Source organism: Blautia schinkii (assembly GCF_013304825.1).
Taxonomy (GTDB): Bacteria; Bacillota; Clostridia; order Lachnospirales; family Lachnospiraceae; genus Blautia_A; species Blautia_A schinkii_B.
This window is the reverse complement of sequence record NZ_JAAWUO010000015.1, coordinates 1-25,246: the sequence shown is the minus strand read 5'-3', so window position 1 is coordinate 25,246 and position 25,246 is coordinate 1. Positions and strand designations below refer to the sequence as shown.

At 43.3% G+C, this 25,246-nt stretch carries 22 protein-coding genes; 1 reads left to right on the top strand and 21 read right to left on the bottom strand.

Annotated elements, in window-relative coordinates; all coding sequences use genetic code 11:
• Positions 1-131 precede the first annotated feature (131 nt).
• From HFM85_RS11960 to eno, 15 genes are all read right to left on the bottom strand, one after another.
• Entirely contained in the window at positions 132-1,175 is a 1,044-nt protein-coding gene (locus HFM85_RS11960; protein WP_173738412.1) for a LacI family DNA-binding transcriptional regulator, read from the bottom strand.
• A 77-nt stretch (positions 1,176-1,252) separates the two neighbouring features.
• Positions 1,253-2,839 carry a response regulator gene (locus HFM85_RS11955; RefSeq protein ID WP_173738411.1) on the bottom strand — a complete coding sequence of 529 codons (1,587 nt, stop codon included), beginning with the start codon at positions 2,837-2,839 and terminating at the stop codon, positions 1,253-1,255.
• A complete protein-coding gene (locus HFM85_RS11950) occupies positions 2,839-4,578 on the bottom strand; it encodes a cache domain-containing sensor histidine kinase (RefSeq protein WP_173738410.1) in 1,740 nt (579 codons plus the stop codon). Before HFM85_RS11950 ends, HFM85_RS11955 begins: the two co-directional genes overlap by 1 nt.
• Positions 4,579-4,703: 125 nt before the next feature.
• Complete coding sequence (locus tag HFM85_RS11945) at positions 4,704-6,071, bottom strand: MFS transporter (RefSeq protein WP_173738409.1); 1,368 nt, start codon at positions 6,069-6,071, stop codon at positions 4,704-4,706.
• Between the two features lie 246 nt (positions 6,072-6,317).
• Positions 6,318-7,262 carry a substrate-binding domain-containing protein gene (locus HFM85_RS11940; RefSeq protein WP_173738408.1) on the bottom strand — a complete coding sequence of 315 codons (945 nt, stop codon included), beginning with the start codon at positions 7,260-7,262 and terminating at the stop codon, positions 6,318-6,320.
• Between the two features lie 123 nt (positions 7,263-7,385).
• Positions 7,386-8,537 (bottom strand): iron-containing alcohol dehydrogenase, encoded by a 1,152-nt coding sequence (locus HFM85_RS11935; RefSeq protein ID WP_173738407.1) that lies wholly within the window; start codon positions 8,535-8,537, stop codon positions 7,386-7,388.
• Positions 8,538-8,717: 180 nt separating this feature from the next.
• Positions 8,718-9,503 carry a 5-deoxy-glucuronate isomerase gene (locus tag HFM85_RS11930; RefSeq protein ID WP_173738406.1) on the bottom strand — a complete coding sequence of 262 codons (786 nt, stop codon included), beginning with the start codon at positions 9,501-9,503 and terminating at the stop codon, positions 8,718-8,720.
• Positions 9,504-9,519: 16 nt separating this feature from the next.
• On the bottom strand, positions 9,520-11,451 hold the full coding sequence (gene iolD / locus HFM85_RS11925; RefSeq protein WP_173738405.1) for a 3D-(3,5/4)-trihydroxycyclohexane-1,2-dione acylhydrolase (decyclizing): 1,932 nt from the start codon (positions 11,449-11,451) through the stop codon (positions 9,520-9,522).
• A gap of 18 nt (positions 11,452-11,469) precedes the next feature.
• The gene (gene iolC, locus HFM85_RS11920) at positions 11,470-12,504 is read right to left on the bottom strand and encodes a 5-dehydro-2-deoxygluconokinase (RefSeq protein ID WP_173738404.1); all 1,035 of its coding nucleotides are present in this window, start codon (positions 12,502-12,504) and stop codon (positions 11,470-11,472) included.
• A 436-nt stretch (positions 12,505-12,940) separates the two neighbouring features.
• Entirely contained in the window at positions 12,941-13,969 is a 1,029-nt protein-coding gene (locus HFM85_RS11915) for a LacI family DNA-binding transcriptional regulator (RefSeq protein WP_173738403.1), read from the bottom strand.
• A gap of 109 nt (positions 13,970-14,078) precedes the next feature.
• Positions 14,079-15,455 carry a nickel pincer cofactor biosynthesis protein LarC gene (gene larC, locus HFM85_RS11910; protein WP_173738402.1) on the bottom strand — a complete coding sequence of 459 codons (1,377 nt, stop codon included), beginning with the start codon at positions 15,453-15,455 and terminating at the stop codon, positions 14,079-14,081.
• Positions 15,456-16,199 carry a nickel pincer cofactor biosynthesis protein LarB gene (gene larB / locus HFM85_RS11905; protein WP_119240594.1) on the bottom strand — a complete coding sequence of 248 codons (744 nt, stop codon included), beginning with the start codon at positions 16,197-16,199 and terminating at the stop codon, positions 15,456-15,458.
• A 120-nt stretch (positions 16,200-16,319) separates the two neighbouring features.
• Positions 16,320-17,057 carry an ABC transporter ATP-binding protein gene (locus HFM85_RS11900; RefSeq protein ID WP_119240595.1) on the bottom strand — a complete coding sequence of 246 codons (738 nt, stop codon included), beginning with the start codon at positions 17,055-17,057 and terminating at the stop codon, positions 16,320-16,322.
• Between the two features lie 23 nt (positions 17,058-17,080).
• Positions 17,081-17,857, bottom strand: coding sequence for an ABC transporter permease (locus HFM85_RS11895; protein ID WP_119240596.1), 777 nt, complete (start codon positions 17,855-17,857; stop codon positions 17,081-17,083).
• 151 nt (positions 17,858-18,008) lie between these two features.
• A complete protein-coding gene (gene eno / locus HFM85_RS11890; RefSeq protein WP_173738401.1) occupies positions 18,009-19,304 on the bottom strand; it encodes a phosphopyruvate hydratase in 1,296 nt (431 codons plus the stop codon).
• 462 nt (positions 19,305-19,766) lie between these two features.
• On the opposite strand from eno, the gene HFM85_RS11885 reads away from it, so the two are divergent.
• Positions 19,767-20,258 (top strand): DUF2798 domain-containing protein, encoded by a 492-nt coding sequence (locus HFM85_RS11885; RefSeq protein WP_173738400.1) that lies wholly within the window; start codon positions 19,767-19,769, stop codon positions 20,256-20,258.
• A gap of 147 nt (positions 20,259-20,405) precedes the next feature.
• Here the strand turns inward: HFM85_RS11885 and HFM85_RS11880 are convergent, their stop codons facing one another.
• The 6 genes from HFM85_RS11880 to HFM85_RS11855 form a co-directional block, all read right to left on the bottom strand.
• Positions 20,406-21,395, bottom strand: coding sequence for a nucleotidyltransferase family protein (locus tag HFM85_RS11880; protein ID WP_173738399.1), 990 nt, complete (start codon positions 21,393-21,395; stop codon positions 20,406-20,408).
• A gap of 43 nt (positions 21,396-21,438) precedes the next feature.
• Entirely contained in the window at positions 21,439-22,251 is an 813-nt protein-coding gene (locus HFM85_RS11875; RefSeq protein WP_173738398.1) for a purine-nucleoside phosphorylase, read from the bottom strand.
• Positions 22,252-22,433: 182 nt separating this feature from the next.
• On the bottom strand, positions 22,434-22,901 hold the full coding sequence (locus HFM85_RS11870) for a hypothetical protein (protein ID WP_173738397.1): 468 nt from the start codon (positions 22,899-22,901) through the stop codon (positions 22,434-22,436).
• Between the two features lie 176 nt (positions 22,902-23,077).
• Positions 23,078-23,587: a GNAT family N-acetyltransferase gene (locus HFM85_RS11865; RefSeq protein WP_173755404.1), complete on the bottom strand. Its 510-nt coding sequence runs from the start codon at positions 23,585-23,587 to the stop codon at positions 23,078-23,080.
• Positions 23,588-23,668: 81 nt separating this feature from the next.
• On the bottom strand, positions 23,669-24,505 hold the full coding sequence (locus HFM85_RS11860; RefSeq protein WP_119240602.1) for a YitT family protein: 837 nt from the start codon (positions 24,503-24,505) through the stop codon (positions 23,669-23,671).
• 146 nt (positions 24,506-24,651) lie between these two features.
• Entirely contained in the window at positions 24,652-25,179 is a 528-nt protein-coding gene (locus HFM85_RS11855; RefSeq protein WP_173738395.1) for a DUF2318 domain-containing protein, read from the bottom strand.
• Positions 25,180-25,246 lie beyond the last annotated feature (67 nt).

The window sequence follows — 25,246 nt, the reverse complement described above, 5'->3', positions numbered from 1 at the left end:
AAAAATGACGAGAACTATTTTTAGCCAAAATATGTAATATTTTTAGGTTTAGTTTGCCATAATATATCCAATACATATTCATTTTTCTTTCACACAGAAATAACTGCACATATAAAAAAGAGACGCCATATTCAGCGTCTCCTCTCCGGAATCGTATACTCATTTCTTATATATATTTCCGTAAACAGCTTCTCCCGATCCGGTTTCTCTCCATTGAAAAGTAGCCGGAACAGGATCATCACAGGTTCATATCCCTGGATCCTGGCATCCTGTCCAATAAGGAAATGAATAAAACCTTCTCTCATCAGTTCATAGTTCCGTCCCATAAAATCATTGGCTATCATTTTTATCTGTCCCGTCTTTCCTGCCTCTGCAATGGCCTGACAGACACCTTCTTCACCATGAGATGTGAGATATATTCCTTCAAGATCCGGAACGTCTTTAAATATTTTCTCTGCAACCTCTTTTGCCAGGGCATTTTCCTCAAAACAATATTCCGGCCCGATGATTTTGATCCCCGGATATTTCTTCTTTATCTCAGACTGGAAGCCTGCCACACGACTGCTGAGAGAAGTATTGGTGCTGTAGCCGGAGATAATTGCAACTCTGCCTTTTCCCCCGGTAAGCTCTCCCATAAGACCTGCAGCCGCACGACCGCACTGCACACCATTCTGACCCACAAAACACAGCCGCTTCGTATCCTCCACATCTGAGGTAAAAGTCACCACAGGAATATGGTACTCTTCCACAAACCGATTGATTTCATTCTTCACCTCTTCGGCTTCAAGAGGAACCATTGCAATGCCGCTGACTTCTTTCTGCCGCATTTTTTCCATGGCAAGAAGAACATCCTTCGCACTTTGATGCTCAATGGTATGAATTAGCACCGTGCCTCCCAGATTATCAACTTCCGCTCCGGCCTCCTTGATGCCCTTCATAACTTCTTTCATAAAAGGAGTCTCTGCCCCCTGAAGGATCACGCCGATCTTGATATTATTCCTGCTCATAGACAGCGCACGTCCCAGCTGATTGGGTTTATACCCCATCTCCTCTGCGATCTGCCGTACCCTTTCTGCCACTTCCGGCCTGATCCTTCCTCTGTTATTCAGCGCTCTGTCAACTGTTCCTCTGGAAACACCTGCAGCCTCTGCAATCTGTCTTATGGTTACACCCATGGTCTTGTTCCTCGTCTTTCTGTAAAGCGGACTTTCGTATTCCTTTTTGTCTCATGCTTTCGCCCCACTGATACGCCTTATGATACCTCTGAGCCTTTCCGGTACTCTGCCGGGCTCATCCCTGTGATCTTCTTAAATGTTTTGGAAAAATAATGATAATCTCCAAAGCCGGAACGCAAAGCTACATCCTTCACCTTGCAGTTGGTTCCGGAAAGAAGTTTCTTCGCACAGTCAATGCGAAGTTCCTGTACATAATTAGAAAAACCGATCTTCATTTCCTGCTTGAAAAGATAACTTAAATATGCAGGATTCACCTCTGCCGCATCTGCTACATCCTGAAGGCTGATCGGCTCTTCGTAGTGCTCCCGGATAAACTCAAGTGCTTTTTTCACAGCAGAAGAAATCCCTTCCGGAACTTTCTCTGCACCTCCCGCAAAAAGTTCTGCAATGCAGGAGCTTCCTTTTTCTGCCAGTTCCTCAATATCTTCAATCTCATCATACCAGATGGAGTCTCTTTCGATTCCTGCTGTCTGATTCATTTTTTTTAACCACTGCACAAGAATCCTTCCGTCTGTATATCGCTTACGACAATCTGTAAGAACCTGCTCCCACAGTTCTTCGGCTTTCTTCCGCTCATTACCCGCCTTCATGGAAAGCATATTGCCGGCAAGTTTCTCTGCACTTTCCGGCAGAACACTGTCAACTTTTTTACAGCCTTCAAAATAGAGAATATCTTTTTTCTCATAAAAACGGATCTTCATCATCTCCCTGGCCTGTTGGTAAGCTTGGCGGATTCCTTCTTCTCCCATACACACACTGCTGACGCTGATCCCAAATTCACAGAGATCTTCCTGACAGTGACGGTAACAGGAGGCAGCCGCTTCTGTCAGTCTCTGCTGCATCACTGATGTCCTGCAGTCTTCTGAGAGATCCAGAAAGCAACAGAAGATTCCTGCGCCAAGATAGATCACCTCAGACGCTTCATTCTCCGTTCCCAGAAGTTCTTCTGTCCGTTCCAGAAGCCTGTGCCGGAAATTGTGGGAATACTGTTCGACCTCAAGAGAGGTCCACTGCCGTTCCCTCTCTGCCCATTTTTCCATAAACATGCAGATCACAGCACTGTTAAAAAATTTTCCCGTGATCCCGGCTTCCACACGTTTCTCCTCACGGGCCTGTCCTTTCAGCGTCCCAGAGATCAGTCCGTTGAAAAAATAGTATTTCAGCGCATGGCTGCCAAACCGGATCAGTTTCCTTGTCTGAGCCTGCTCCTGACTTTTTCTTCTGCGTTTCTCAATCAAACGAGCAGATTTTTCCAGAGTTTCGTAGAGGCTGTCCTCGTCCAGACTGTTCTTAAGCACATATTCATCTGCGCCAAGACGCATGGCTTCTTTTACATATTCAAAATCATCGTGGCAGCTGAGCACGATAATGTAGACCTCCCTGTTTTCTTCCCTGATTCTTCTGATCAGCTCTATTCCATCCATTACCGGCATGGAAAGATCTGTCACAAGCACATCTACCTTTTCTTTCCGAAGGAAGTTGTAAGCTTCTTCACCATCCTCCGCATCGTCCACAATCTCATATCCTGCTTTTTCCCAGGAATCCAGTGTCTTAAGATAGCTTCTCACAAGAAAATCATCGTCTGCCACAAGTGTTCTGTACATCAGTTTCTCCTCCTTTCTTCCGGTATATCGTAGATCGCAGGCAGAAAAACAGTAACTGTTGTACCTTCACTGCTGCTGTCGTATTTCATTCCGCCTTTCTCTCCATAATAAAGCTTCAGACGCTCTTTTACATTGGGGACTCCCACTGCGGAAAGTCCGTTTGTTTTTTTTGTATGGCTGTCAAAAAGATTTCGGATCTGCTCCCGGGTCATTCCCCGTCCGTTATCTGCCACAACAAGAGTCAGTTTTCCACTCTCCACATTTCCGCTGATCCAGATCTTTCCCTTCTGCCTCTTGATATCAATCCCATGGAGAAGCGCATTCTCCACAAGCGGCTGGAGGATCAGCCTTGGAATATAACAGCTGTATGCTTCCTCGGAAATATTATACTCCACCTGGAAACTTCCCTGATAGCGAAAATCCTGAAGATGGATATAATTTTTCAGAATGTGGATCTCATCTGCCACAGAAAGAAAGCTTCCCTTTTTATTGATACTTGCCTGAAGAAGTTCCACAAAATCCCCGATCAGTCCTGCCAGTTCCTTCTCACCTTTTAAAAATGCGGCAAATTTAATGGAGTTCAGAGTATTATACATAAAATGCGGCGTGATCTGATACTGCAAAGCCTCCAACTCCGCATCTTTTTTCTGCTGTTCTTCCTCGATCACTTTTGCTATCAGATCTTCAATATAGTCTAACATATGATTGAACTCTTTTCCAAGAGTTCCGATCTCATCTGAAGTCACCACTTCTGTACGGAGACTTAAATCTCCTTCACCAACTTTTTCCACTGTACTGGTCATGGACTTCAGCGGTCCGCATACAACTCTGGAAAGCCACAGTGCCAGCAGCACTGCCGTCACAAAAAATGCACCAAAAATTCCAATCAAAAAAAGTCTCATTTCAGAAAGTCCACTGAGCACTTCTTTTTTCGGCACTTCCAGATACAGTCCACAACTGGAAAATCCTCCTCTGCTGAAAAATGAGATCACACCATTCTCTTCGAAATATCCGTTTCCATCTGGAACATCATGATCTGTAATCTCCGGAAATGTTTTTCCGAGATCACTGTAATCCCCGGAGGTGATGATCTCATTATTTCTGTCTACAAGCAGGATCGTCGTGATCTTTTCATCATTCACGGATTCCAGATATTCATAATAAATGGTTCTTTCCTTGATATCTGCTGCCACATATCCAAGCACATTTCCGTTATCATCTTCTACTTTCTGGACCACAGAAAGAAAACTGTCTCCTTCGTGGATCAGTGATTCCACAACAATAGGGAAGGAATTTTCAGCCTGCTCTTCTTCCAGCTTCTGAATATCTTTTTTGGCAAGCCCCTGCTTGTTCACCGGAAATTCTTCTGATGTCACTGCCATTTTTTCCCCCGGGAAAACGAAATACAGAGAATTGATATCTTTATATTCCCGGCTGTGATTCCGAAGAAGCTCTGCCACAGTCTCCAGATTGTCCTCATTCTTCGTGCTGATATAAGACCTGACATTTTCCCGGAGGACTTCATCCCAGGCTGCTCTCGTATCTACATAGTATATCTCTTTCAGGGATTCGTCCAGATCTTTCACTGTCTGCTGCATCCGGCCGTAGAGGATTCCGGAATAGTTTTCTTCGATCATTCCTGCTGCCCTTAAATAAAATACCACTGTGATGGAACATGCTGTAAACATGGTAACTGCCAGGATCGCCAGCATGATCTTTCCCCGGATGCTTTTTAGCATATGACTCCTCCCTTCTGTAAAGCGGATATTCGTATTCCACTGTTATCTATAAACGCAGGAAACAGCAGGAGTGTTTTACCCCTGCCGGATTTCCCTTTTCGATTGAATATATGCTTACAAGTCGATTATAACTGACCATGTGCCTCACGTTCTGTAAGTTCTTTCATGATTGCCGGATACATTTTATCAAGCTTGTATCCGAAAAGTGTTACGATGATCACTGCCGCAATGAGGATCGGTCCGAATTTATAAAGAGAAACGATCATCTCAAGTGCTGTCTCCGGCTGTGCGGAAATTCCAGTGGAAGAACTTACATATCCTGAACTGCTTAACAGACCTGTGATCACTGCTGATGCAAGGCCTGCACCAACTTTTGTTCCAATAGAACCACCTGCAAAAATCAGACTCTCCTGACGGATGTGATGTTTCCACTGTCCAAACTCAACTACATCACCAACCATACTGAATACAACTGCGTTCAGTGGTGCAAGTCCGATAGCACGTGTTACACAGCTCATAACCATGAATCCGAAGCTATATGGGTTCAGGAAGAACAGAATCTGGCCTCCAAGTGCGATAAATCCACCGACAAATGCGATGTTTCTTTTTCCGAATTTTTTAATTAACGGTGAGCAAACGAAGATTCCCGCTACCAGAACCAGTGTCTCTGTAAGATACAGCGCACTGTACATCCATGTATCATTGTTGAAGATATATTTACAGTAGTACGGAAGAATGGTTCCTGTAATAGTAAAGGATACACTCTGTACTGTCCACAGAAGCATTACTGACCAGAAATACTGGTTTGTAAAAAGTGCTTTCAGCATTGTAGGAACCGGAAGTTTCTCGTCTTTCTTTCTTGCCTCGATCTGCACTTTCTCTTCACATTTGAAGAAGCAGAGAATAAGAAGAACCAACGCAAGTACTGCCCATACGCTCATAACCTTGATCCATGCAGCCTGATCGTTTCCGACAAGTTTTACAAGAGGAAGCGTGCAGGTTGCTGCGATGATCCTTCCCAGAGGGGAAAGTCCCATTCGCATAACGCTGAGTTTATCTCTCTCAGATGACTCGCGGATCATCATTGTAGAAAGGCTTCCATATGGAAGATTTATTGCCGTATAGCATATGGTTGTACAGAAATTATAAGTTACAAACAGATACAGAAACTGAATCATTCCAGTTGTATGTGGTACTGTGAAAAGCAGTATTGCTGAAAGTGCGAACGGAACGCTCATCCATAAAAGCCAGGGTCTTGATTTACCCCATTTGGAGTTGGTCCTCTCTACAATTACTCCCATTACCAGATCTGAAAATCCGTCAAAACATCTGGACAGCAGCATGACAAGTCCGACTGTCGCTGCGCTGATTCCTACATAATCTGTGTAAAACAGTGTCAGCAGTGTTCCGATCATTCCGAACACGATATTGCATCCTACATCTCCTCCAGCATAACACAGCCTCGTTGATACCGAAAGTTTTTTCTTCTCCATCTTAATAATCCCGCCCTTTCATTTTCTTTTCATTTTTGTTTTCGTTTCCGATTTCCTTTTGATGATTATATTTTATCGAAAATCAGGGATTATCAAAGTATGATAAATTTTAGTTTTTTCGGTATTATTTTTACCTATCTGTTAAATATATGCCAAAGTTATTTTATTTCTGTTTTTTCTGTGTTCTATTTTTATATTATGTGTTTTATTTTTGGCAAAATCCTTTCAGCTTCATATCTGTACATTTTAAGAGGAAGAATATTTGTCTTCTTTTATGTATGCATCAATATTTTCTGCAGTAAGCACCTGCGAATCCAGGATCTCATCCTCTCCTGTTCCTTCTCCCTGCAGATCTTTTACAATATAACGGATCGTCTCGTAACCGATCGTATAGCCGGACTGCGCTCCAAGCGCTACGATCTGTCCATCCTGAACAGCTTTCAGCGCATCCTCCTGGGCATCTACGGAAACAATTGAGATTCCTATCCCTTCCACAGCTTCTGAAAGTCCCAGAGCTGTCACTGCACTGGTCGTCATGATTCCGTCAATATCCGGGTATTTCGCAAGGATCTTATCCACATCCTTCTGGGATACACGCATATTGCTATAGCCGTTCCTCACCATCTCTATATTTATCCCAGTCTCTTTTTCCATATATTTTTCGAATCCGGCGACACGCATCCTGTGTCCGGCTTGCTGGAAGTCTCCGGCGATCACGCCGATGTTTCCCTCGTGGTTCAGTGCCTCGGCAAGCTTTTCCCCAAGCTCATAGCCCAGTTTTTCATTGTCGATTCCGATATAGGGCACATCAGAATCTTGCATTGGGGTATCACAGGCATATACAGAGATTCCTTTTTCTCTGGCTTCCTTCACATATGTCTCACTGTCATAAGAATTTATGGGAGAAACTGCAAGTGCCTGAATATCTGTTTTCAGAAGATCTCTGATCATGTTTTTCTGGACATTCTCCTCTGTTTCGGCATCAGGAGAAAGAATCACCACATTCACATTGTATTTTTCTGCCGCATCCTCCATTCCGTCACAGACTGACAGCCAGTATTCACTGCTTTTTGATTTTGTAACAACACCAATGGTTACCTCTTCTTCTGTGTTTTTTGCTGACTGCCCGCAGCCGGAAAGACTTAAAAGACCTGAAACTGCCACCAGCATACAGATGTGTTTTTTTCTCACAGGCAATCTGCCTCCTTTCTTCTGCGGCTGCCCTTGTTCTTCCAACCGGAAAAAAGACTCCGGAGCCTTTTTCTCCGGTCCGGAGTCTTTTCTTAACTGGCAATATGGGTTTACATGCACATTTTACCAGAGTTTTCTGTAGATTTCTTTTACTTCTTCTTCTGTTACATCACGCATGGTATTCTGCGGACTTCCACTGTCCATAGCATCATGTGCCATTTTATCAATGACATTGAAAAATTCTTCTTTGTTGATTCCAAACTGCTCCAGAGTTGGGGTATCCAGCTCTTTTACAAGTGCTTCTACTGCTTTCAGGAATTTCTCAGCAGCCTCCTGATCGGAATCGGATGCGTCAGCTACTCCGATATCGCGGCCAAGAGCTCCAAATCTGTCATATGCTCCAGGAAGTGCAAATGTAAGACACTCTTTGAGAAGCATTGCATTGGAAAGTCCGTGTGCTACATGGAACAGTGCTCCGATCGGACGGCTCATTCCGTGGATAATGGTAACAGATGCATTGTTGAATGCGATTCCAGCCTCAAGAGCTGCTACAGACATCTGTACGCGGGCTTCTTCATTCTTTCCGTCTTTGTATGCAATCGGAAGGTATTTGAAGATTCTCTTTACTGCAGATACCGCAAAAGTATCAGAAAGTGTCTGTGCTTTTCTGGATGTATAAGCCTCTACACTGTGGCAGAGCGCATCAAGACCTGTTGCTGCTGTGATCTTAGGCGGTGCTGTCATGGTAAACTGCGGGTCAATAATGGCAAGATCCGGCATGAGAACTTTGCCTTTGAGAAGCATTTTGATATCTTTCTTTGTGTCTGTGATGATAGTAAACTGAGTTGCCTCAGATCCTGTTCCTGCAGTTGTTGGAATCGCAGCCATAGGCGGCATTTTTACATCGATCACTTTTCCCATGTAATCAGAGATATTTCCACCATTTACTACCAGAGAGCCTATGGCTTTCATGGAGTCGATCGGGCTTCCTCCTCCCAGTGCTACCAGGAAATCACAGTTCTCATCTTTATAAAGCTTCAGTCCTTTTTCGATCATGGTATCTGTCGGTTCACCGGAAATCTCAGAATAAATGCTGTATTCGATTCCCTGATTTGTCAGAGCTTTCTCAACTTTTGCACAGTTTCCCAGGTCGATCATTACTTTATCGGTCACGATCAGGGCTTTTTTACCAAGGAGCTTCAGTGCGCTCTCCGCCATATCCAGTGCTCCGGAACCGGAAATAATTTCTCCAGGTACAATAAATTCTCTTGCCATTGTCAAAATCTCCCTTCTATGCAATCACTGCTGTATCTTATCAGCAGCTTCTTAATCAGTCACTACAATTTCTTTCATAATAGCAGCAGGTTCGCTGCTGTCCGTTTTTGAGGACAGCAACGATTTCTCCTCGTTCTGCTGCCGGTTATTTACATATCAGTATTCTGATTCTCCGATTTCTTAAAACTCAGCATCATGAAGCCAGGTATATCTCTCATCCTCACAGCGATCTGTCTGCAGCCATGGATTTCCATCAATGTGACGGATCATCCAGCATGTGTACATCTGATATCCAGGTGCAACTGCCTGCGGATGAAGCTCTCCTCCTGGAATTGCGGAAAAGCTCTCGTCAGTGCTCTTGAACACCTGATCTCCCACAAAGCTTGCTCCGAATCCTTCCGGATGGTCAAATTTGAAGAAGTATGTCTCCGGCTGCGGATGTCTGTGTGGCAGATATCCGGACCAGTTTCCTCTGTCATTGAGAACCTCACCAAGTACCATATTGGATTCCGGTGAAATGTCATGATCAAAGATGGTATTCACTCTTCTCTTTGCCACGTTTCCGAATTTACCTACGCTGGAATATCCCCACGGAGCATCTTCCGGTTTGTAGAGTTTCGCACCAAAATCTTTCTCATTCTTTGTACACTGGACAAGGATCTGTGACTCTGCATTTGCCACAACTGTGATCTCAGTTCCTGTACATCCGTGAACACACCATGGTCCCTCTGTGAATACATCCTTTCTGGTTGCTGCAGCTTCGTTTCCGTTCCATTTATAGGTAATATTTCCGGAGAGAAGGAGAACTGCTGTCTCCTCACCCTCTCTAAAAAATGTTTTTGTCTCTCCTGCTTTCATACGGTAAACACGGATGTCCATCATCATGGCCTTGTACTCATTATCGTATGTTGTAAGAATCTTTTCGCCTTTTTCGTCATATTCCGGATAACCAAATACTTTACTCATTTTCTTACCTCCCAGATTAGTACAGTCTTGCCTCTTCGCGGCCTTTCATAACTCCCTCGCAGGCCTTTCTTACACTTTCCTTCTCAGATGTTGTTGCAATTCCTACATCCCACCAGGACTCATATCCGTCTGTCATGGTCTTAGGAATAACTTTGAGATCAAAGAGGCATGCAAGTTCCTGTTTCTTAGCATCTTCCAGAGCGTCAACAAGCTCCTGGATGGTGCGGCAGGTGTATGTCTTCAGGCCATAGCCTTCGCCGATCTTTGCATAATCTACAGGAATCAGGTCTCCTGTCGGTTTCTTGCCATCTGTGTAACGGAACTCTGTTGCAAGGCTTCCGATTCCATGGTTCATCTCAAGGTTGTTGATACAGCCGAATCCGCAGTTATCAAATACCATGATATTGACCTTCTGCCTCTCCTGCATGATAGTCATAATCTCGCTGTGGAGCATCTGGAAGCTGGAGTCACCAACTACGCAATATACTTCATTATCCGGCTCTGCGAATTTCACACCAAGGGTAGCAGCAACCTCATATCCCATGCAGGAATATCCGTACTCTGCATGATATCCGCCACGTTTGTCTGTTCTCCACATACGCTGCATACAGCTTGGAAGAGAACCGCCTGCTGTTATAATGGTTGCATTTTTATCAATTGTTCTGTTGATCGCTGCAAGTGCTGCTGTCTGTGTGATTTTTCCGTTTGTAAGTTTTACATACTCCGGAATTGTACGAGGATCTCTTGCCTTAATTAACGGCTCAAAATCATCTCCTGTGTACTCGATGCTTCCCAGACGCTCCATCTCTTTATCCCATGCAGCTTTTGCTTTCTCAATCTCGTCTGTATATGCGGATTTATATCCTCTTGCACGAAGTTTCTCTGCAAGTGCCTCTACAGTAGCTTTTGCATCGCCCACTGCTTTTACTGCATCCATCTTGTATGCGTGGAATCTGCAGTTGTTGATGCTTACAAACTGAACATCTTCGTTCTGGAACAGATGCTTGGAGCTTGTTGTAAAGTCAGACATTCTGGAACCGATAGAGATTACCACATCTGCGTCTTTACCGATGATGTTGGAAGCGTAGGTACCTGTTACACCGATACCACCAAGGCAGTATGGATTGCCGGACTGGCAGGCACTCTTTCCAGCCTGTGTCTCGCCGAACGGGATCTTAAACTCCTCACAGAATTTCTCAACAGTTTCTCCAGCCTCTGAGTAACGGACACCGCCGCCTACAACGATAAGAGGTTTTTTAGCTCCTGCAATGATCTCAGCTACATCCTCAAGCTCTTCGTCTACTGCAACCGGTCTTGTGATCCTGTGTACTCTCTTCTTGAAGAAGTACTCCGGGAAGTCAAAGGATTCACCCTCAACATCCTGACAAAGTGCAATACAGCATGCGCCTGTTTCAGCCGGATCTGTAAGAACTCTCATTGCGTTGATAAGAGCTGTCATGACCATCTCCGGTCTTGTGATTCTGTCCCAGTATTTGCAGACTGGCTTGAATGCATCGTTTGTGCTGATGGCAAGGCTGCTGCTCTGCTCCAGCTGCTGAAGAACCGGATCAGGCTGGCGGGATGCAAAAGTATCTGCCGGGAACACAAGAAGCGGAATGTTGTTTACTGTCGCTGTCGCACATGCTGTTACCATGTTTGCTGCTCCAGGTCCGATGGAAGATGCACAAGCGATAATTTTCTTACGGTTGCTCTGTTTTGCAAAAGCGGTTGCAACGTGGCACATGCCCTGCTCGTTTCTTCCCTGAAGAACTTTTAACTGGCCAGGATTGGTATCCAGTGCCTCTCCAAGTCCTACAGCAATGCCGTGTCCGAAGATCGTGAAAAAGCCTTCTACAAATTTTGTCTCCACTCCGTCCATGGAAACGTACTGATTATCCAGAAATTTTACAATTGCCTGTGCAGTTGTCATTCTTACTGTCTTTGCCATTTTTTCCACTCCTTTTCTTTATACTCTTGCGATCATTTCGCCGAATTTTTCTTTTTCATCTTTAATGAATGCGTGAACCTCATCCGGTCCCGGAAGGGAATCGGAGCAGTTGTTACTCTTAACCATCATGGATGCCTCTGCGGAACCGAACTCCAGGCAGTCAATGATCTCCCAGCCCTGGTACAGTCCATACAGGAATCCGGAGCCATATCCGTCTCCGCCGCCGAAGCCTTTTCTTGCATCAACCGGGAAAGGCTTAATGCTGAACTTCTGTCCGTCAACTGTGTATGCTGTGGAACCCTTCATACCGTGTTTGATGACAACGATCTTTGCATTTTTTGCCTGCCAGTAAGCTGCACTCTCCTCGTCAGTCATGCCCTCTTTGATCAGCTTCTCTGTAAGATCAAACTCTTCTCTGGAGCCCATGATAATGTCTGCTTCTTTTGCTACGATGGAATAGTAGATGGAAATCTCATCTGCGTTCTTCCAGTTGTATTCTCTGTAATCGATATCAAAGATGATCTTTGTGTTTACTTTCTTTGCAAGCATAACTGCTTTGATCGCTGCTTCTCTGGACGGACTCTCCGCAAGAGCAGTTCCGGAGATGAGAATCGCTTTTGCATTTTTGATGTAGTCCTCGTGGATGTCGTCTACATGAAGCTGCAGGTCTGCGATACGGTTACGGTACATGAGGATGCTGCTTTCCTTCGGAGAAAGCATCTCTGTAAAGGTAAGTCCCAGTTTCTCTCCGTTTGTACATTTGGTGATCTGTGAGGTATCGATTCCTCTCTCATTAAAATAATCTACAACATACTCACCGAACTGATCATCAGAAACCTTTCCGATGAATCCTGCTTTCATGCCATGTTTGGTAACACCTACAGCGATGTTTGCAGGAGAGCCTCCTACGAATTTCTCAAACATATGTACCTTCTTCAGGGGCTTGAACTCTTCTTTCACCTGGTCGTTATAAGCAGGGTTGAAATCAATGGCAACTCTTCCAAGGAGTACCAGGTCCATTGGTCTGGATTCATCAAATTCGATATACTTCATGATCTTACCTCCGTTTTGTTTGATGATTGTTTTTTACTTACTTGCGTGCTTTATTTTGTTATGCGTGCTTTCTTGCGTGTTTCCTTATGATGTTAATATAGCATTCTTTTTAAAATTGAGCAAGTACTTCTTTGTATTTTCTTCGTTTTCTGTTATTCTGTACAATTTTATGGGTTTTATTTTGGTAAAAGTAGATATTGTTGATATGTGCTTTTGCGTGTTTTAAATTACAGCACGCCAGTAGCACGCATTTCAGGCATATACCTAAAGCCCCCTGTTTCTATTGCGAATATCCGTTTAACTATAATAATTTCTGTGAGTGCTATAATCCCCATGATTCCCCGCTCTTTTAAAGCGCAAAAAAAGCCTGCAGTTTTTATTCTGCAGACTTTTTCCTATTTTTCCTACGTGATCTTTCACTTAATGCAACTTATAATCACAGATTATATTTGGTTTTGATCTTGATATCTGTAAAAAGATATTCTCTCTCCGGTTCCTGACCTTTTGTCAGGATATCCGCCAGGATCCTTGGCGGTTCGTAGCCCTGGACATATCCATTCTGGTCGATCAGGAAATCAACAGAATCATTTTTTAAGGCGCGTTCATTCTTCGGTGTCTGGTCATAGATCACAACATAAGGCCTGCGATCCAGTCTTAGCTTTTCAAAAGCTTTCCCAACACCTGCCTGGCCGCCGGATACCACCAGGATCCCGCTGATCCCTGATGTGCTCATCATGGAATTCTCTATAATATGCTCCACTTCAGATGCCTCATCGAAGCTTCCGTGAACACCTGCAATCTCCAGATGCGGAAAAGCTTTCTTAACTTCTTCTACAAAACCATCCACACGCTGGTTATCAACATGGTTGCTGAAATATCCGGTGATAATAAGAATCTTGCCGCTGCCTCTTGTAAGCATTCCCAGAAGACCTGCTGCTGTACGGCCACTCTTGCGGTTATCCATCCCCACAAAACATGCTCTTCTAGTTCCAACAATATCAGAGTTGAAAGTTACTACCGGAATATTTTTCTCTTCAATAAGAGAATTCAGCTTCTCGCGGACAGCCTCACTGTCCACAGGCATCACTGCAAGGCCTCGAATCCCTTCTTTTTCCAGCTCTTCAATCGCCTGAAGCTGTTCTTCCTCATCAACAGACAACCCTTCTTTCAGGATCAGCTGGATTCCTTTCTCCTTAAGCTCCTGAGCGGCTTTCTCAATGCCTCTGTTCACTTCCTGCATAAAGGAAGATCTTGCCAGCTGAGTGACAACTCCAATCTTTACCTGCTGATCTTTCGCTGTTCTGGAACGTTTCCGTTCTTTCTGCACATAGCCCATCTCTTCTGCCAGCCGGCAAATATTCTCTGCTACCTCCGGATTGATCCGTCCTCTGTGGTTCAATGCCCTGTCTACGGTTCCTCTGGAAACCCCTGCCCGTTCTGCAATCTGCTGTATCGTTACCGCCATAAATCATTCTCCTGCTTCCGCCTTACTGCATCACTGCCTTTTTATCTGCAATGATTGTTCTATATACATTTATATAGTTTTTTTGAAAATGTGTCAATAGAAAAAAACGCTATCCGCAAACAGCCATATGATAAGCTTCCCTGTAAGAAACTCCTGTTTTTTTACAGAGTTTTTTTACGCTTTCATATTCCGGATAAATATATTCCTGGCCATCAAAGATGCATACTTTTACTTCTACGTCTCCCAGTGGTGTTACAACTGTTCTCTTTTCTCTTTTCAGGACAGTGCGCTCCATCTTCTGACGGCGTATCCCAATGGTTGTGGTCTCTTTGAAAATGATCCTCTCCATCCCGGAAACCTGATCTTCCTTACAGATAACTGTGAGAAGCCATGCCGGACGGTTTTTCTTCATAAATACAGGCATGTAATTAGCTTCTCTGGCTCCTGCCTCATAAAGAAGCTCCATCACATAGCCGAGAGTTTCTCCTGTGCAGTCATCAATATTTGATTCCAGCTTGATAATCGTATCGGATTCTGTATCTGAAAACTTCTGTATCTCTGTATTCTTCTCTGCTTCCCGGATCAGCATGGCACGGAGGATGCCCGGGCATTCATACTGGCGCTTGCCTGCTCCGATACCGATCTTTTCCACTGTAAAATCTTCCGGAAGCTTCTCTGATGTAAGAAATGCTGCCACAATGGCTGCACCGGTAGGTGTCACCAGTTCGCCCTGAACTGGCGTGATATGCAGCTTCAGATGATGGGCACTTACAATATTGCTTACTGCCGGAACAGGCACCGGAAGGATTCCGTGCTGACAGCGGATGGTTCCGCTTCCCTCGCAAAGTCTCGGAATGATCACTTCCTCCACGTCCAGATCATCCATACACACCGCCACGAAAAGAATATCCACAATGGAATCCACTGCACCTACCTCATGGAAATGCACCTGATCTGCCGGTACATTATGGGCTTTCGCTTCTGCTGTGGCAAGGATGGTAAAGATTTTTTTCGCATAAGATCTGGCACGGTCTGTCATGTCTGCATGATCAATAATAGCCATGATCTCGTTAAGTCCGCGGTGCTCATGGTGATGATGTCCGTGATGGGAATGTGATTCTGCTGCATGTGCATGAGTATCATGGTTTTCATGCTCATGGACATACCCTGTTGTCTCATGATGATGGTTTGCCCTGCAGGCATGTGCTTCTTCATGTTCACGGCTATGCTCTCCATGCTCGTGTCCATGCAGATATCCCATATCATGATCATGATTCTCATGTTCTTTATCCAGCACTACATCAAAATCACAGGCATCGATCCCGGATTTCACCACACGGCTGATCTTAATATCGAAACCTTTTACAGGAAGACTCTTTAAAGCTTTCTTAAGTTTCTCCCTGCTTGCACCCAGGTCAAGAAGCGCGGCAACTGCCATATCTCCGCTGATTCCGGAAGTACATTCCAGATATAATTTATTTTTCATCTATTTTCCCTCCGCAAGTCTGTTGATCTGTGTTGCAAGATATCCTGCACCATATCCATTATCAATGTTTACTACTGCAATTCCATTGGCACAGGAATTAATCATGGTCAAAAGTGCCGAAAGTCCGTGGAAGCTGGCTCCATATCCTACAGATGTAGGAACTGCGATCACCGGGCGTTTCACAAGACCACCTATCACACTGGCCAGTGCTCCTTCCATTCCGGCAATTGCAACAACACAGTTTGCATTCCGGATCGTATCCAGCCTGGAAAAAAGCCTGTGCATGCCACTGACTCCCACATCATAGATCCGCTCCACATGAGTTCCGAAATACTCTGCTGTCTGGGCAGCTTCCTCGGCAACAGAAATATCTGCAGTTCCTGCTGTACAAACTGCCACTTTTCCGATACGTTTCCTTTCCTTCTCGATCTTCAGTATCCCGGAAACAGGATCATAGACAACCTGGGGAAGAACACTTTTCACCAGCTCATACTGATGCTGGGATGCCCTGGTGCCAAAGACCTCCCCATCCTCTTTATAAAGCTTCTGATAAATGTTCAGAAGATGTTCGTCTGCTTTTCTCGCACAGTAAACTACTTCTGCAAAACCGGTACGCTCTTTCCTTGTGGTATCCAGTTTCGCATAATCCATTTCTTCGTATCCTTCTTTTTTCAGAAGGTTTTCTGCATGCTCCACAGAGAGCTGTCCGTTTTTTACTTCTTCAAGAATCTGCTGTAAAGTCATTATTTTTCCTCCCTGTTCTTTCACGATATCATAACACAATAGCCAGACCTTTGCATAAACTTCTGCAAATTGTCTGGCTATCTGCCTGTCGGGCATTCCTGCCCTTTTGTTTAATTTCGATCACTCAATCATTTTCTCATATTTTTCTGAAACTTCATCAATATCACCGTATGCGATCAGTTTTCCCTTTTCCAGGATCATCGCCTTATTGCACAGGCGCTGTACCTGCTGCAGGGAATGTGATACAAATAAAACAGTCACACCTTTATCAAACATACTGAGAACTTTTTTTTCACTCTTTTTCCTGAATTTGGCATCTCCTACGGAAAGTACCTCATCCAGAATCAGGATGTCCGGTGATATCAGCGTTGCAATGGAAAATCCAAGTCTCGCCTTCATACCGGAAGAATAGTTCTTGATCGGTACATCAATAAATTCCTTCAGCTCTGAAAACTCAACGATCTCATCAAATTTCTCTTCAATAAACTTTTTGGAATATCCAAGCATTGCTCCATAAAGGTAAATATTCTCACGACCTGTATATTGTGGATCAAATCCTGCCCCAAGTTCAAGAAGCGGTACCAGTCTTCCATTCCTGATAACCTTGCCTTCAGTAGGCTTGAATACACCTGCGATTACTTTAAGCAGAGTACTTTTTCCAGCTCCGTTCAGTCCCAGGATTCCAACACGGTCTCCCTTCTGGACTTCAAAATTCACATTCTGAAGAGCCCAGAATTCATTATATTTAATTTCTTTTTTTATGAATTTAATCAGATAATCTTTCAGGTTATCAACCTTTTCCTTGCTGAGATTAAATTTCATACTCACATTGTCTACTACAACTGCCGGTTTTCCCATTTTTCTCTCCTGTAGATCCGCAATTATATATAAAGTATAAATTCATCCTGCTTCTTTTTGAAACAGATCATTCCGATCAGAATCGACACTACACTAAATCCCAGTGCATATGCAAAATAATGCATATTCATCATCTCGCCAAACATAGCGGAACGAAAAATGCTGATTGTACAATACAGAGGATTGAATTTCAGTATCCATGAAAATCCACTTTTTAAGAGTTTAGACGGATAGTAGAAAATCGCACATGTATACATAATAATCATCAACGCTACTGACCATAAATATTCCATGTCTCTGAAAAAGACACCGATAGTAGAAAGTATCATTCCAAATCCATATGAAAGCAGCAGCAGCAATATCAGTGCAACTGGTATCTGCAGCATGTAAATAGTAGGCTGTATTCCTAATACAACACTGACGATAGCTAACACAATCAATGAAATCAAAAAGATCACATAATTATAAAGTACACTTGACAACGGGTAAATATACTTAGGCACATAAACTTTTTTGATCATTCCCGCATTTGCCCTGACTGATTTCAGAGCCCGTGTTGTGGAACTTGAAAAATAGCTGTACATCAGACGTCCGGTAAGGATATATACAGGGAATGTCTTATCCTTATTTCCAAACAGAGTACCAAACACGATCGTCAGTACCATCATGGTAAGCAATGGCTCCAAAAGGGACCAGACGATACCAAGATAGGAACGTCTGTACTTCAGTTTGATTCCTTTTTTTACAAGTTCTTTCAAAAGAAACCTGTAATGCAGAAAAGTATTTACGTATTCTTTCATAGCATCTCCAATATTCAATTTTATATTTTTTCACGCGGCTGTAAAACATAATATACCATTTTTACAAATCTGGCAACCTTATTTTTGCCAAAAAAAGATGCGCCAAAGCGCACCTTTTTCAAAAATATGTTATTCTTTGCAGCTTTCTGAATTATCGCTTAATATTGAAGGCCTGGAATCCCGGATATACAGCTGCCTCACCAAGCTCTTCCTCTATGCGGAGAAGCTGATTATATTTAGCAACACGCTCGCTTCTGGACGGTGCTCCTGTCTTAATCTGGCAGGTATTCAGTGCTACTGCAAGATCTGCGATAGTTGTATCTTCTGTCTCGCCGGAACGGTGGGAAGAAATTGCTGTGTAGCCTGCCTTGTGTGCCATCTTGATTGCTTCCAATGTCTCAGATACAGAACCGATCTGATTCAGTTTGATCAGAATAGAGTTTCCGCAGCCAAGGCTGATACCTTTTTCAAGACGCTCTGTATTTGTAACGAACAGGTCATCACCTACAAGCTGCACTTTTCCGCCGAGCTCTTTTGTCATGATCTGCCATCCTTCCCAGTCTTCCTCATCAAGACCATCCTCGATGGAGTAAATCGGGTATTTCTCGATCAGGTTCTTCCAGTGCTCAACAAGCTGGGCTGAGGTAAATTTCTTTCCGCATTTCGGAAGAACATACTCGCCCTTCTGGCTTCCCTTCCACTCACTGGATGCAGCATCCATTGCAAGAACGAAATCTTTTCCCGGCTCATATCCTGCTTTCTTTATTGCCTCAAGAATGTACTCGATGGCTTCCTCATCACTTCCAAGATCTGGCGCAAAACCACCTTCATCACCAACGCTTGTTGCAAGACCTTTCTCTTTGAGAAGTGCTGCAAGTGCATGGAAAACCTCTGTACACCAGCGAAGTCCTTCCTTGAAGCTTGGTGCTCCTGCAGGCATGATCATGAACTCCTGAACATCTACAGTGTTTGCAGCATGTGCACCGCCGTTTAAGATATTCATCATCGGAACAGGAAGTCTGTTTCCGTTCACGCCGCCAAGGAATCTGTAAAGCGAAATGTCAAGGGATATTGCTGCTGCACGTGCACATGCGATAGATACAGCAAGAATGGCATTTGCGCCAAGTTTGGATTTATCTTTTGTTCCATCTGCCTTGATCATGGCAGCGTCTACAGCATAAATATCAGATGCGTCCATTCCTGTCAACGCATTGTTGATAACTGTATTGATATTTTCAACAGCTTTGGAAACACCTTTTCCTCCGAAACGGCTCTTATCCTGATCTCTCAGCTCAAGTGCCTCGAATTCTCCTGTGGACGCTCCGCTCGGTGCTGCTCCTCTTCCGATAGTTCCATCTGCCAGATATACTTCCGCCTCTACGGTCGGATTTCCTCTTGAATCAATGATCTCTCTTCCAATGACTTTCTCGATCTCTAAATATTCCATTTGATATTTATCCTCCTGTCCGGCCTTTTCGCCCTGTCCGCAAATACTGCCCGGCCGTTATTGTCAAGGGATACGGCCCGCCACAATTATTCACGCAATAGTTAGAACCTGCTAACCAGTTATAAGTTTATCAAATCTAACTCTCGCAGTCAAGAGGAGTTATTGTCTGTTTTTTCTCATTTACGTCCTTTAGTATTATCAGAATATTTAAAGAAATCGTGTAAATTTTACGTATTGACAACTCTTTCCCTGTTATGATAATATAATCGCCGATGTCAGGCAGTATATGCCGGCCACTTTATTGCTTACCTGTAACCAAATATAATTTGGTTAAAAATCGAATATGGTTTATGACAAAAATCCTGTCATATATTGGAAACGCACATTCTCCTGAATGATTAACGAACAACACATGCTCTAAGGTTTACATTATTATTTAATCATTTTAAAGGAGGATTTTTTATGCCAAAAAACAAATTCCAGGAAGTTATTTTTACTATTATCATGGTATTTTTCATGGTTTATGCCATGATCTGCTACAACATTGTACTGAACACAGGTGCAATGACAAATCAGGTTTTCCTTTCCGCTTTTCATGAACTGACATTTATGGGACCGATTGCATTTGTTCTTGATTTCTTTATTGTATCCAAGCTTGCTTTTGCCTGCGCAAGCCGCATGGTAGATTTCCGCAGCTGCCATCCGTTCAGCATGATCCTTGCGATTTCCGTTGCTTCTGTTGCTTTCATGTGTCCGATGATGAGCTTTTTTGCAACACTTTTCTTTAAGCATGCAGGAAATCAGTTTATCGCCGTCTGGCTGCAGACAACTTTTATGAACTTCCCGGTAGCATTTTTCTGGCAGCTGATCTACGCCGGCCCGATCGTACGCTTCATCTTCAGACATATCTTTCCTGAGAAAGAAAATGCAAAAGAAGCTACATTGAATATGTAATTACAATATAAAGAAACAGAAATCAGCACAATGTTATGGAATGATTCGTTCCGCAGCAATGTGCTGATTTCTTTTATCAATAGTTTTCTTCTCTGATCTCCCTAAAATAAGAAACGCAGACAAAAGGATCCGCGTGAAAGTTTTTCTTCAGTCAATGATATCATTCTGAAAACGTGAAAGATGCTCATAGGGAAGGATCATCCTTCCGCGGAAAAGCCCGCAGCCATCATTGATCAGGCTGTTGTTCACTGCACCGAACATATTCACATCCAGCTTTGCAAGATCCAGTCCAAGAAGCTTCATGCCCCTCTCATAGGCCTCATCAAAATAGATGCATTCCCCTTCCGGAATCGCATCTCTTCTTCTGCGTTCACTTTCCTGTTTTTTCTCGTAGCTTAAATGGTTGGCAGAACCGATCTCCGCCACATCGTCCATATCCTTTGTGCGAAGCTGCACCTCCATGTAGCTTCTGGAACTGTTATCATAAAATGTAATATGTAAAGACTGATAATCATCCTCTTTATTATGACAGACATAGTCTCTGTAATAAGGTTTTGCATCCTCGCTGAGCAATGGAGAAGTACTTTCCTGAACGCCTCTGGCAGGCTCCGCGGTAAATCCTCTCTCCTCCAGAAATCCAGGAAGCACGTTCGCGATCTCATAAAGATAATGGAGTTCCTCATCCTGTGCATTCTCTCCATTTTTCAGGTGACATCTCGGCATTGCAATAACAATCCTGTATGCAATGAAATCCCGAAAGCAACTTAACCGTTCTTTGATCTGGGATACAGACGGATATTTCCCGTGATCTTTATAATAATCATAAATATATTCCACAACATATCCGTTGAATTTCTCCTCTGCACGGATCAGTGATTTGATCCTGCCTTTGAATGTAAATGCAAGAAACGGATACTCTCCGGCCATATATTTATAAAATTCCCGGATCTTTTGAGACTGGGCTGTAAGGAAATCATTATGCTCCAGAAGTTCCTGAATCTGAATCAGAAAATTACAGTGCACCAGATCAATCTCATTGTGCTTTTCTTTTGCTTCTGCTCTCAGATTCCGGATATATCTTTTCAGTATCCGAAGAAGTGTATCTCCGGAATACAGGTAATCATTTAATGTTATCATTTGTGTTTCTCTTTTCCTTTTATTCTGATTTTCTTTTGCAGGATCACATATTCACAACAACTTTCTCAACCAGTTTCCGGAAATATATTGCCACACGGTCTGCTGTCTCCTGCACTTCTTCATGATTCAGTGCCTCTTTCGAAATTCCTGCTGCCATATTAGTGATACAGGAAATTCCACAGACTTCCATTCCCATATGGCGTGCAGCCATAGCCTCGCATGCTGTACTCATTCCAACAGCATCTCCGCCCCACCTCTGAGCAAGCCTGATCTCTGCCGGAGTCTCATAGTTAGGGCCTGTAAACTGCACGTAAACGCCTTCCTGGAGTTTGATTCCGCATTCTGCCGCACATTTGCGGATCACGTCCTGAAGACGGCGGCTGTATACTTCACTCATATCCGGAAATCTTGTTCCCAGTTCATCAATATTGGGTCCGATGAGAGGACTTGGAACTCCTGTTGTGATATGATCTGTGATCAGCATAAAATCGCCGGGATGAAAAGATGGATTTGCACCTCCGGCCGCATTGGTAAGAAGAAGTTTTTTTGCCCCAAGCAGCCCCATCAGACGTATCGGAAGAACTACGTCAGACATTGGATATCCTTCATAATAATGAACACGACCCTGCATGATCACAACCGGCGTTTTCTCTACATAGCCGAATACAAAGCATCCTTTGTGCCCTTCTACTGTAGATACCGGAAATCCCTCAATATCTGTATATTTAATGATCTGTTCGATCTGGATCCGCTCTGCAAAATCACCAAGTCCAGATCCAAGAACCAGTGCGATTTCCGGTTTGAAATCTGTTTTCTTTCTTACACTTTCCAGACATGTCATTAATTTCTGATACATAGTTTCCGCTTCCTTTCTTAATTTAGCCTCTCCTTTTTCTTCTGCCCTTATGATACCATGCTGCCTGTTTTTTTACAATCCGGATATGGGAAACAGGCTCTGTTTTCCATTTAAGAAAAGCAGAGCCTGTCCTGGGATTTATCATGTTTATTTCAGGGATTCCGTTAGTTGGTTACATCTGTTTAAAAATGAATGGATTCACTCCAGTCATCAGCATCAAAAGCAATATTGCTTCGGATATCATCTTCATCATGAATGCATCCGTTCTTAGCCTCTGATGCAAGCTCATCTGCCTCAACATCCTCTTCACTTGAGAACGGTGTCTGTACAAAATTGCTGCCAAGAATCTTAAGAGGTGCCCACCAGTTGGTAGTTTTCAACTGCCCCGGGGCAACATCTCTTCTTCTCTCTTTGATAAAATAGCCTTCATCCTCAAGAGTTGCACTGAGCACTGCCATATCCTTGTAAAAATCATCTCCGACATACTCAAATGTCATCAGAATGAATTCCTCCAGCTCATAGAAAAACTGATTGCGGATTCCATGCTGCCACATAAATTTACGTGTCTTCTCTGATGGATTCAGCTGTTTCTCAAGGAATGCTTTTCTCTCTTCCGGTACAACATAAATAACCTCTTCTACCCTTCTCATATTCAGTCTACCTCCAAATATTATATTTTCTCGCACGTTTTTGATGCACTCAATATAGCATTTTTATCTCCGCATTGCTATGCACTTTTTTGATGAAAATGTTCAAATATTTCACCTTTTGATATTTTACAGTACAGCACATCTCATACTATCTGAAATATAACATTTATCGGTTTCTATGAAAAAATATACCCCATCTCATTCCATTTCGCATTTCCGAGAACAGAAGCAGAAGTTCCCATATATTGAAATCCCATCCTCTCATACATTCCAATTTTACCATCCACACAGGTAAGGATTGCTCTCTTTCTTCCCCTTGCCTGCTCCCTGGCGAGATAGCGCATCATTAGTTCTCTGGCAAGTCCCTGTCCACGGTATTCCGGAAGAACTCCCAGTCCAAGGAGCATATTGTTCTTACCATTCGGTGTGCTCAGATCTGCATCTGTGAAGAATTTATCCTGAAAAACTTCCTCATCTGTTGCAAGGCCCGTAAGATATCCTGCCAGTTTTCCTGTTTCCCGGTCTTCTGCCACAAGAAACAGCTCCGGGATTTTTTCCACCCGGTCTATAATATCCTCTCTGCTTATCGCCTCTGCCGGAGGAAAACAGATCTGCTCGAGTTCTGCCACCTGCTCTGCTTCCTCCCTGCGTATGGAACGAAATTCATATTTCTCTGATAAATTCATAATCCTTCTCCTTTGTTTTTTCCTCATCCTTATACAGGATAACATTTTTTCGGAGAAAAGCCTATCTTTTATTGTAAACTCTTATCTCAGAATCTCATCAATGGTTGAAACAGTGCTGAAAGATCCTTTATTTCTGGAAATGATCTCTTTCACTTTCTGCAGCTCAAAATAATTCACATAACAGATCAGCGTTTTGTTTTCCCCTGCGATCACCCCTGAAGAATTGATAATGGTACAGGTTTTGTTCAGTTCTTCCCTGATATCGTGGATAATGGCATCCGGATCTTTTGTGATGATCGTTACCTGTTTCAATGCCTCGAAATGATCAGTGAAATGATCGATAATGGAAGTTGCCACAATATACACAAGAAGACTTAACAGTGCAGAATCCCGGTCAAGAAGAACGAACACAGCTCCGTATACACAGGCATTGAATGCAATTAATATGTAGGAAATACTGTAATCCTTGCCGGAATGATTGTAGATTTTTTTTACAATAATATTAGCAAAGATCTCAGAGCCGTCAATACAGCCGCCATTTCGAAGGATCAGGGAAAGTCCCACGCCAAGGATCGCACCGCCGAAAGCCACTGCAATAAAATGCTCCGTATTAAGTTCAAAGGGAATTTTTTCAAAGTACGACAGGCCTATAGTATAGACAACAAAACCCACGAATGTTTTCGCAAAGAAGTATTTGCCGATCAGAATGATCCCGGCAACAAGAAACGGAAGAAAAACAAGTAATACACACAGTGACAGATTATACCCGGTCAGCTTGCTTATGATAATGGCGATTCCGGCAGTTCCATAATCAATGGCATCATTGGGAAGCAGGATACAGGCAACCGAAAAGCTGGCCAATATCGCCCCTATGATGATCATCAGATACGAAAACACTGTCTTGATTTTTTTGTTCATAAAGGCCTCCTCTTTGTAAGCAAAATTGTTTGTCAACAGTAACAAAAAAGCTGTTATAATAGACTTTTTCTATTGTAACAGCTTCGTTTTCCCTCTTTTGGAATGGGTTTATTATATTATGTTTTCTTTTTCCTGTCAATGCCACCTTAACTCTGGTATACGCCCTTCCAGTTTGCAAAAATATCGGCAGAATCCTTCAGAAAATCATAGGATATCTGGATCTCATCATCAGCAAGTGTCCTGTCACTTTCCAGGATCGGCCAGGGATTGCAGCCGCCTGCGCTTTCCCCTACCTGATCCATGGTAAAAGAGGTTCCGCAGTTCTGGCAGACCAGTTTATCACCTTCTTGTTTGTAATAACCATTTCCGGAATCATAGCAGACCTGACAGGTGTTAAACGCAGTATGGATCGTTCCATCAGAAGTCTTCACTGCGATCACTTCCATCTCTGTACCATCTACGTTTAGAGGATAAAAAGCCGCATTTTCCGTCAGTTCAGAAACCGATATGGTCAAACTCTCACCGGAGCTGATGCTGACTTCCTGATTTTCATTTTCACCTGCTGTGGAAGCTTCTTCTGCAATGTTTGTCTCTTCTTTTCCTGCACTTCCGCAGCCTGCAAATACTGTCATCGCTGCAAGAAACGCCATACCTGTTGCTATAATTTTTTTCATCTTCATTATTTACGTCGAGTAGACTTTGTCTCGACTTTTTCACATCCTTTCACCATATATTGTTTTG

What these genes read in the sequence shown, in the direction of transcription:
- HFM85_RS11960 (WP_173738412.1), bottom strand. Translation starts at nt 1,175, where the DNA reads ATGGGTGTAACCATAAGACAGATTGCAGAGGCTGCAGGTGTTTCCAGA.
- HFM85_RS11955 (WP_173738411.1), bottom strand. Translation starts at nt 2,839, where the DNA reads ATGTACAGAACACTTGTGGCAGACGATGATTTTCTTGTGAGAAGCTAT.
- HFM85_RS11950 (WP_173738410.1), bottom strand. Translation starts at nt 4,578, where the DNA reads ATGCTAAAAAGCATCCGGGGAAAGATCATGCTGGCGATCCTGGCAGTT.
- HFM85_RS11945 (WP_173738409.1), bottom strand. Translation starts at nt 6,071, where the DNA reads ATGGAGAAGAAAAAACTTTCGGTATCAACGAGGCTGTGTTATGCTGGA.
- HFM85_RS11935 (WP_173738407.1), bottom strand. Translation starts at nt 8,537, where the DNA reads ATGGCAAGAGAATTTATTGTACCTGGAGAAATTATTTCCGGTTCCGGA.
- HFM85_RS11930 (WP_173738406.1), bottom strand. Translation starts at nt 9,503, where the DNA reads ATGAGTAAAGTATTTGGTTATCCGGAATATGACGAAAAAGGCGAAAAG.
- iolD (WP_173738405.1), bottom strand. Translation starts at nt 11,451, where the DNA reads ATGGCAAAGACAGTAAGAATGACAACTGCACAGGCAATTGTAAAATTT.
- iolC (WP_173738404.1), bottom strand. Translation starts at nt 12,504, where the DNA reads ATGAAGTATATCGAATTTGATGAATCCAGACCAATGGACCTGGTACTC.
- HFM85_RS11915 (WP_173738403.1), bottom strand. Translation starts at nt 13,969, where the DNA reads ATGGCGGTAACGATACAGCAGATTGCAGAACGGGCAGGGGTTTCCAGA.
- larC (WP_173738402.1), bottom strand. Translation starts at nt 15,455, where the DNA reads ATGAAAAATAAATTATATCTGGAATGTACTTCCGGAATCAGCGGAGAT.
- larB (WP_119240594.1), bottom strand. Translation starts at nt 16,199, where the DNA reads ATGACTTTACAGCAGATTCTTGAAGAAGTAAAAAACGGACAGCTCTCT.
- HFM85_RS11900 (WP_119240595.1), bottom strand. Translation starts at nt 17,057, where the DNA reads ATGGGAAAACCGGCAGTTGTAGTAGACAATGTGAGTATGAAATTTAAT.
- HFM85_RS11895 (WP_119240596.1), bottom strand. Translation starts at nt 17,857, where the DNA reads ATGAAAGAATACGTAAATACTTTTCTGCATTACAGGTTTCTTTTGAAA.
- eno (WP_173738401.1), bottom strand. Translation starts at nt 19,304, where the DNA reads ATGGAATATTTAGAGATCGAGAAAGTCATTGGAAGAGAGATCATTGAT.
- HFM85_RS11885 (WP_173738400.1), top strand. Translation starts at nt 19,767, where the DNA reads ATGCCAAAAAACAAATTCCAGGAAGTTATTTTTACTATTATCATGGTA.
- HFM85_RS11880 (WP_173738399.1), bottom strand. Translation starts at nt 21,395, where the DNA reads ATGATAACATTAAATGATTACCTGTATTCCGGAGATACACTTCTTCGG.
- HFM85_RS11875 (WP_173738398.1), bottom strand. Translation starts at nt 22,251, where the DNA reads ATGTATCAGAAATTAATGACATGTCTGGAAAGTGTAAGAAAGAAAACA.
- HFM85_RS11870 (WP_173738397.1), bottom strand. Translation starts at nt 22,901, where the DNA reads ATGAGAAGGGTAGAAGAGGTTATTTATGTTGTACCGGAAGAGAGAAAA.
- HFM85_RS11865 (WP_173755404.1), bottom strand. Translation starts at nt 23,587, where the DNA reads ATGAATTTATCAGAGAAATATGAATTTCGTTCCATACGCAGGGAGGAA.
- HFM85_RS11860 (WP_119240602.1), bottom strand. Translation starts at nt 24,505, where the DNA reads ATGAACAAAAAAATCAAGACAGTGTTTTCGTATCTGATGATCATCATA.
- HFM85_RS11855 (WP_173738395.1), bottom strand. Translation starts at nt 25,179, where the DNA reads ATGAAAAAAATTATAGCAACAGGTATGGCGTTTCTTGCAGCGATGACA.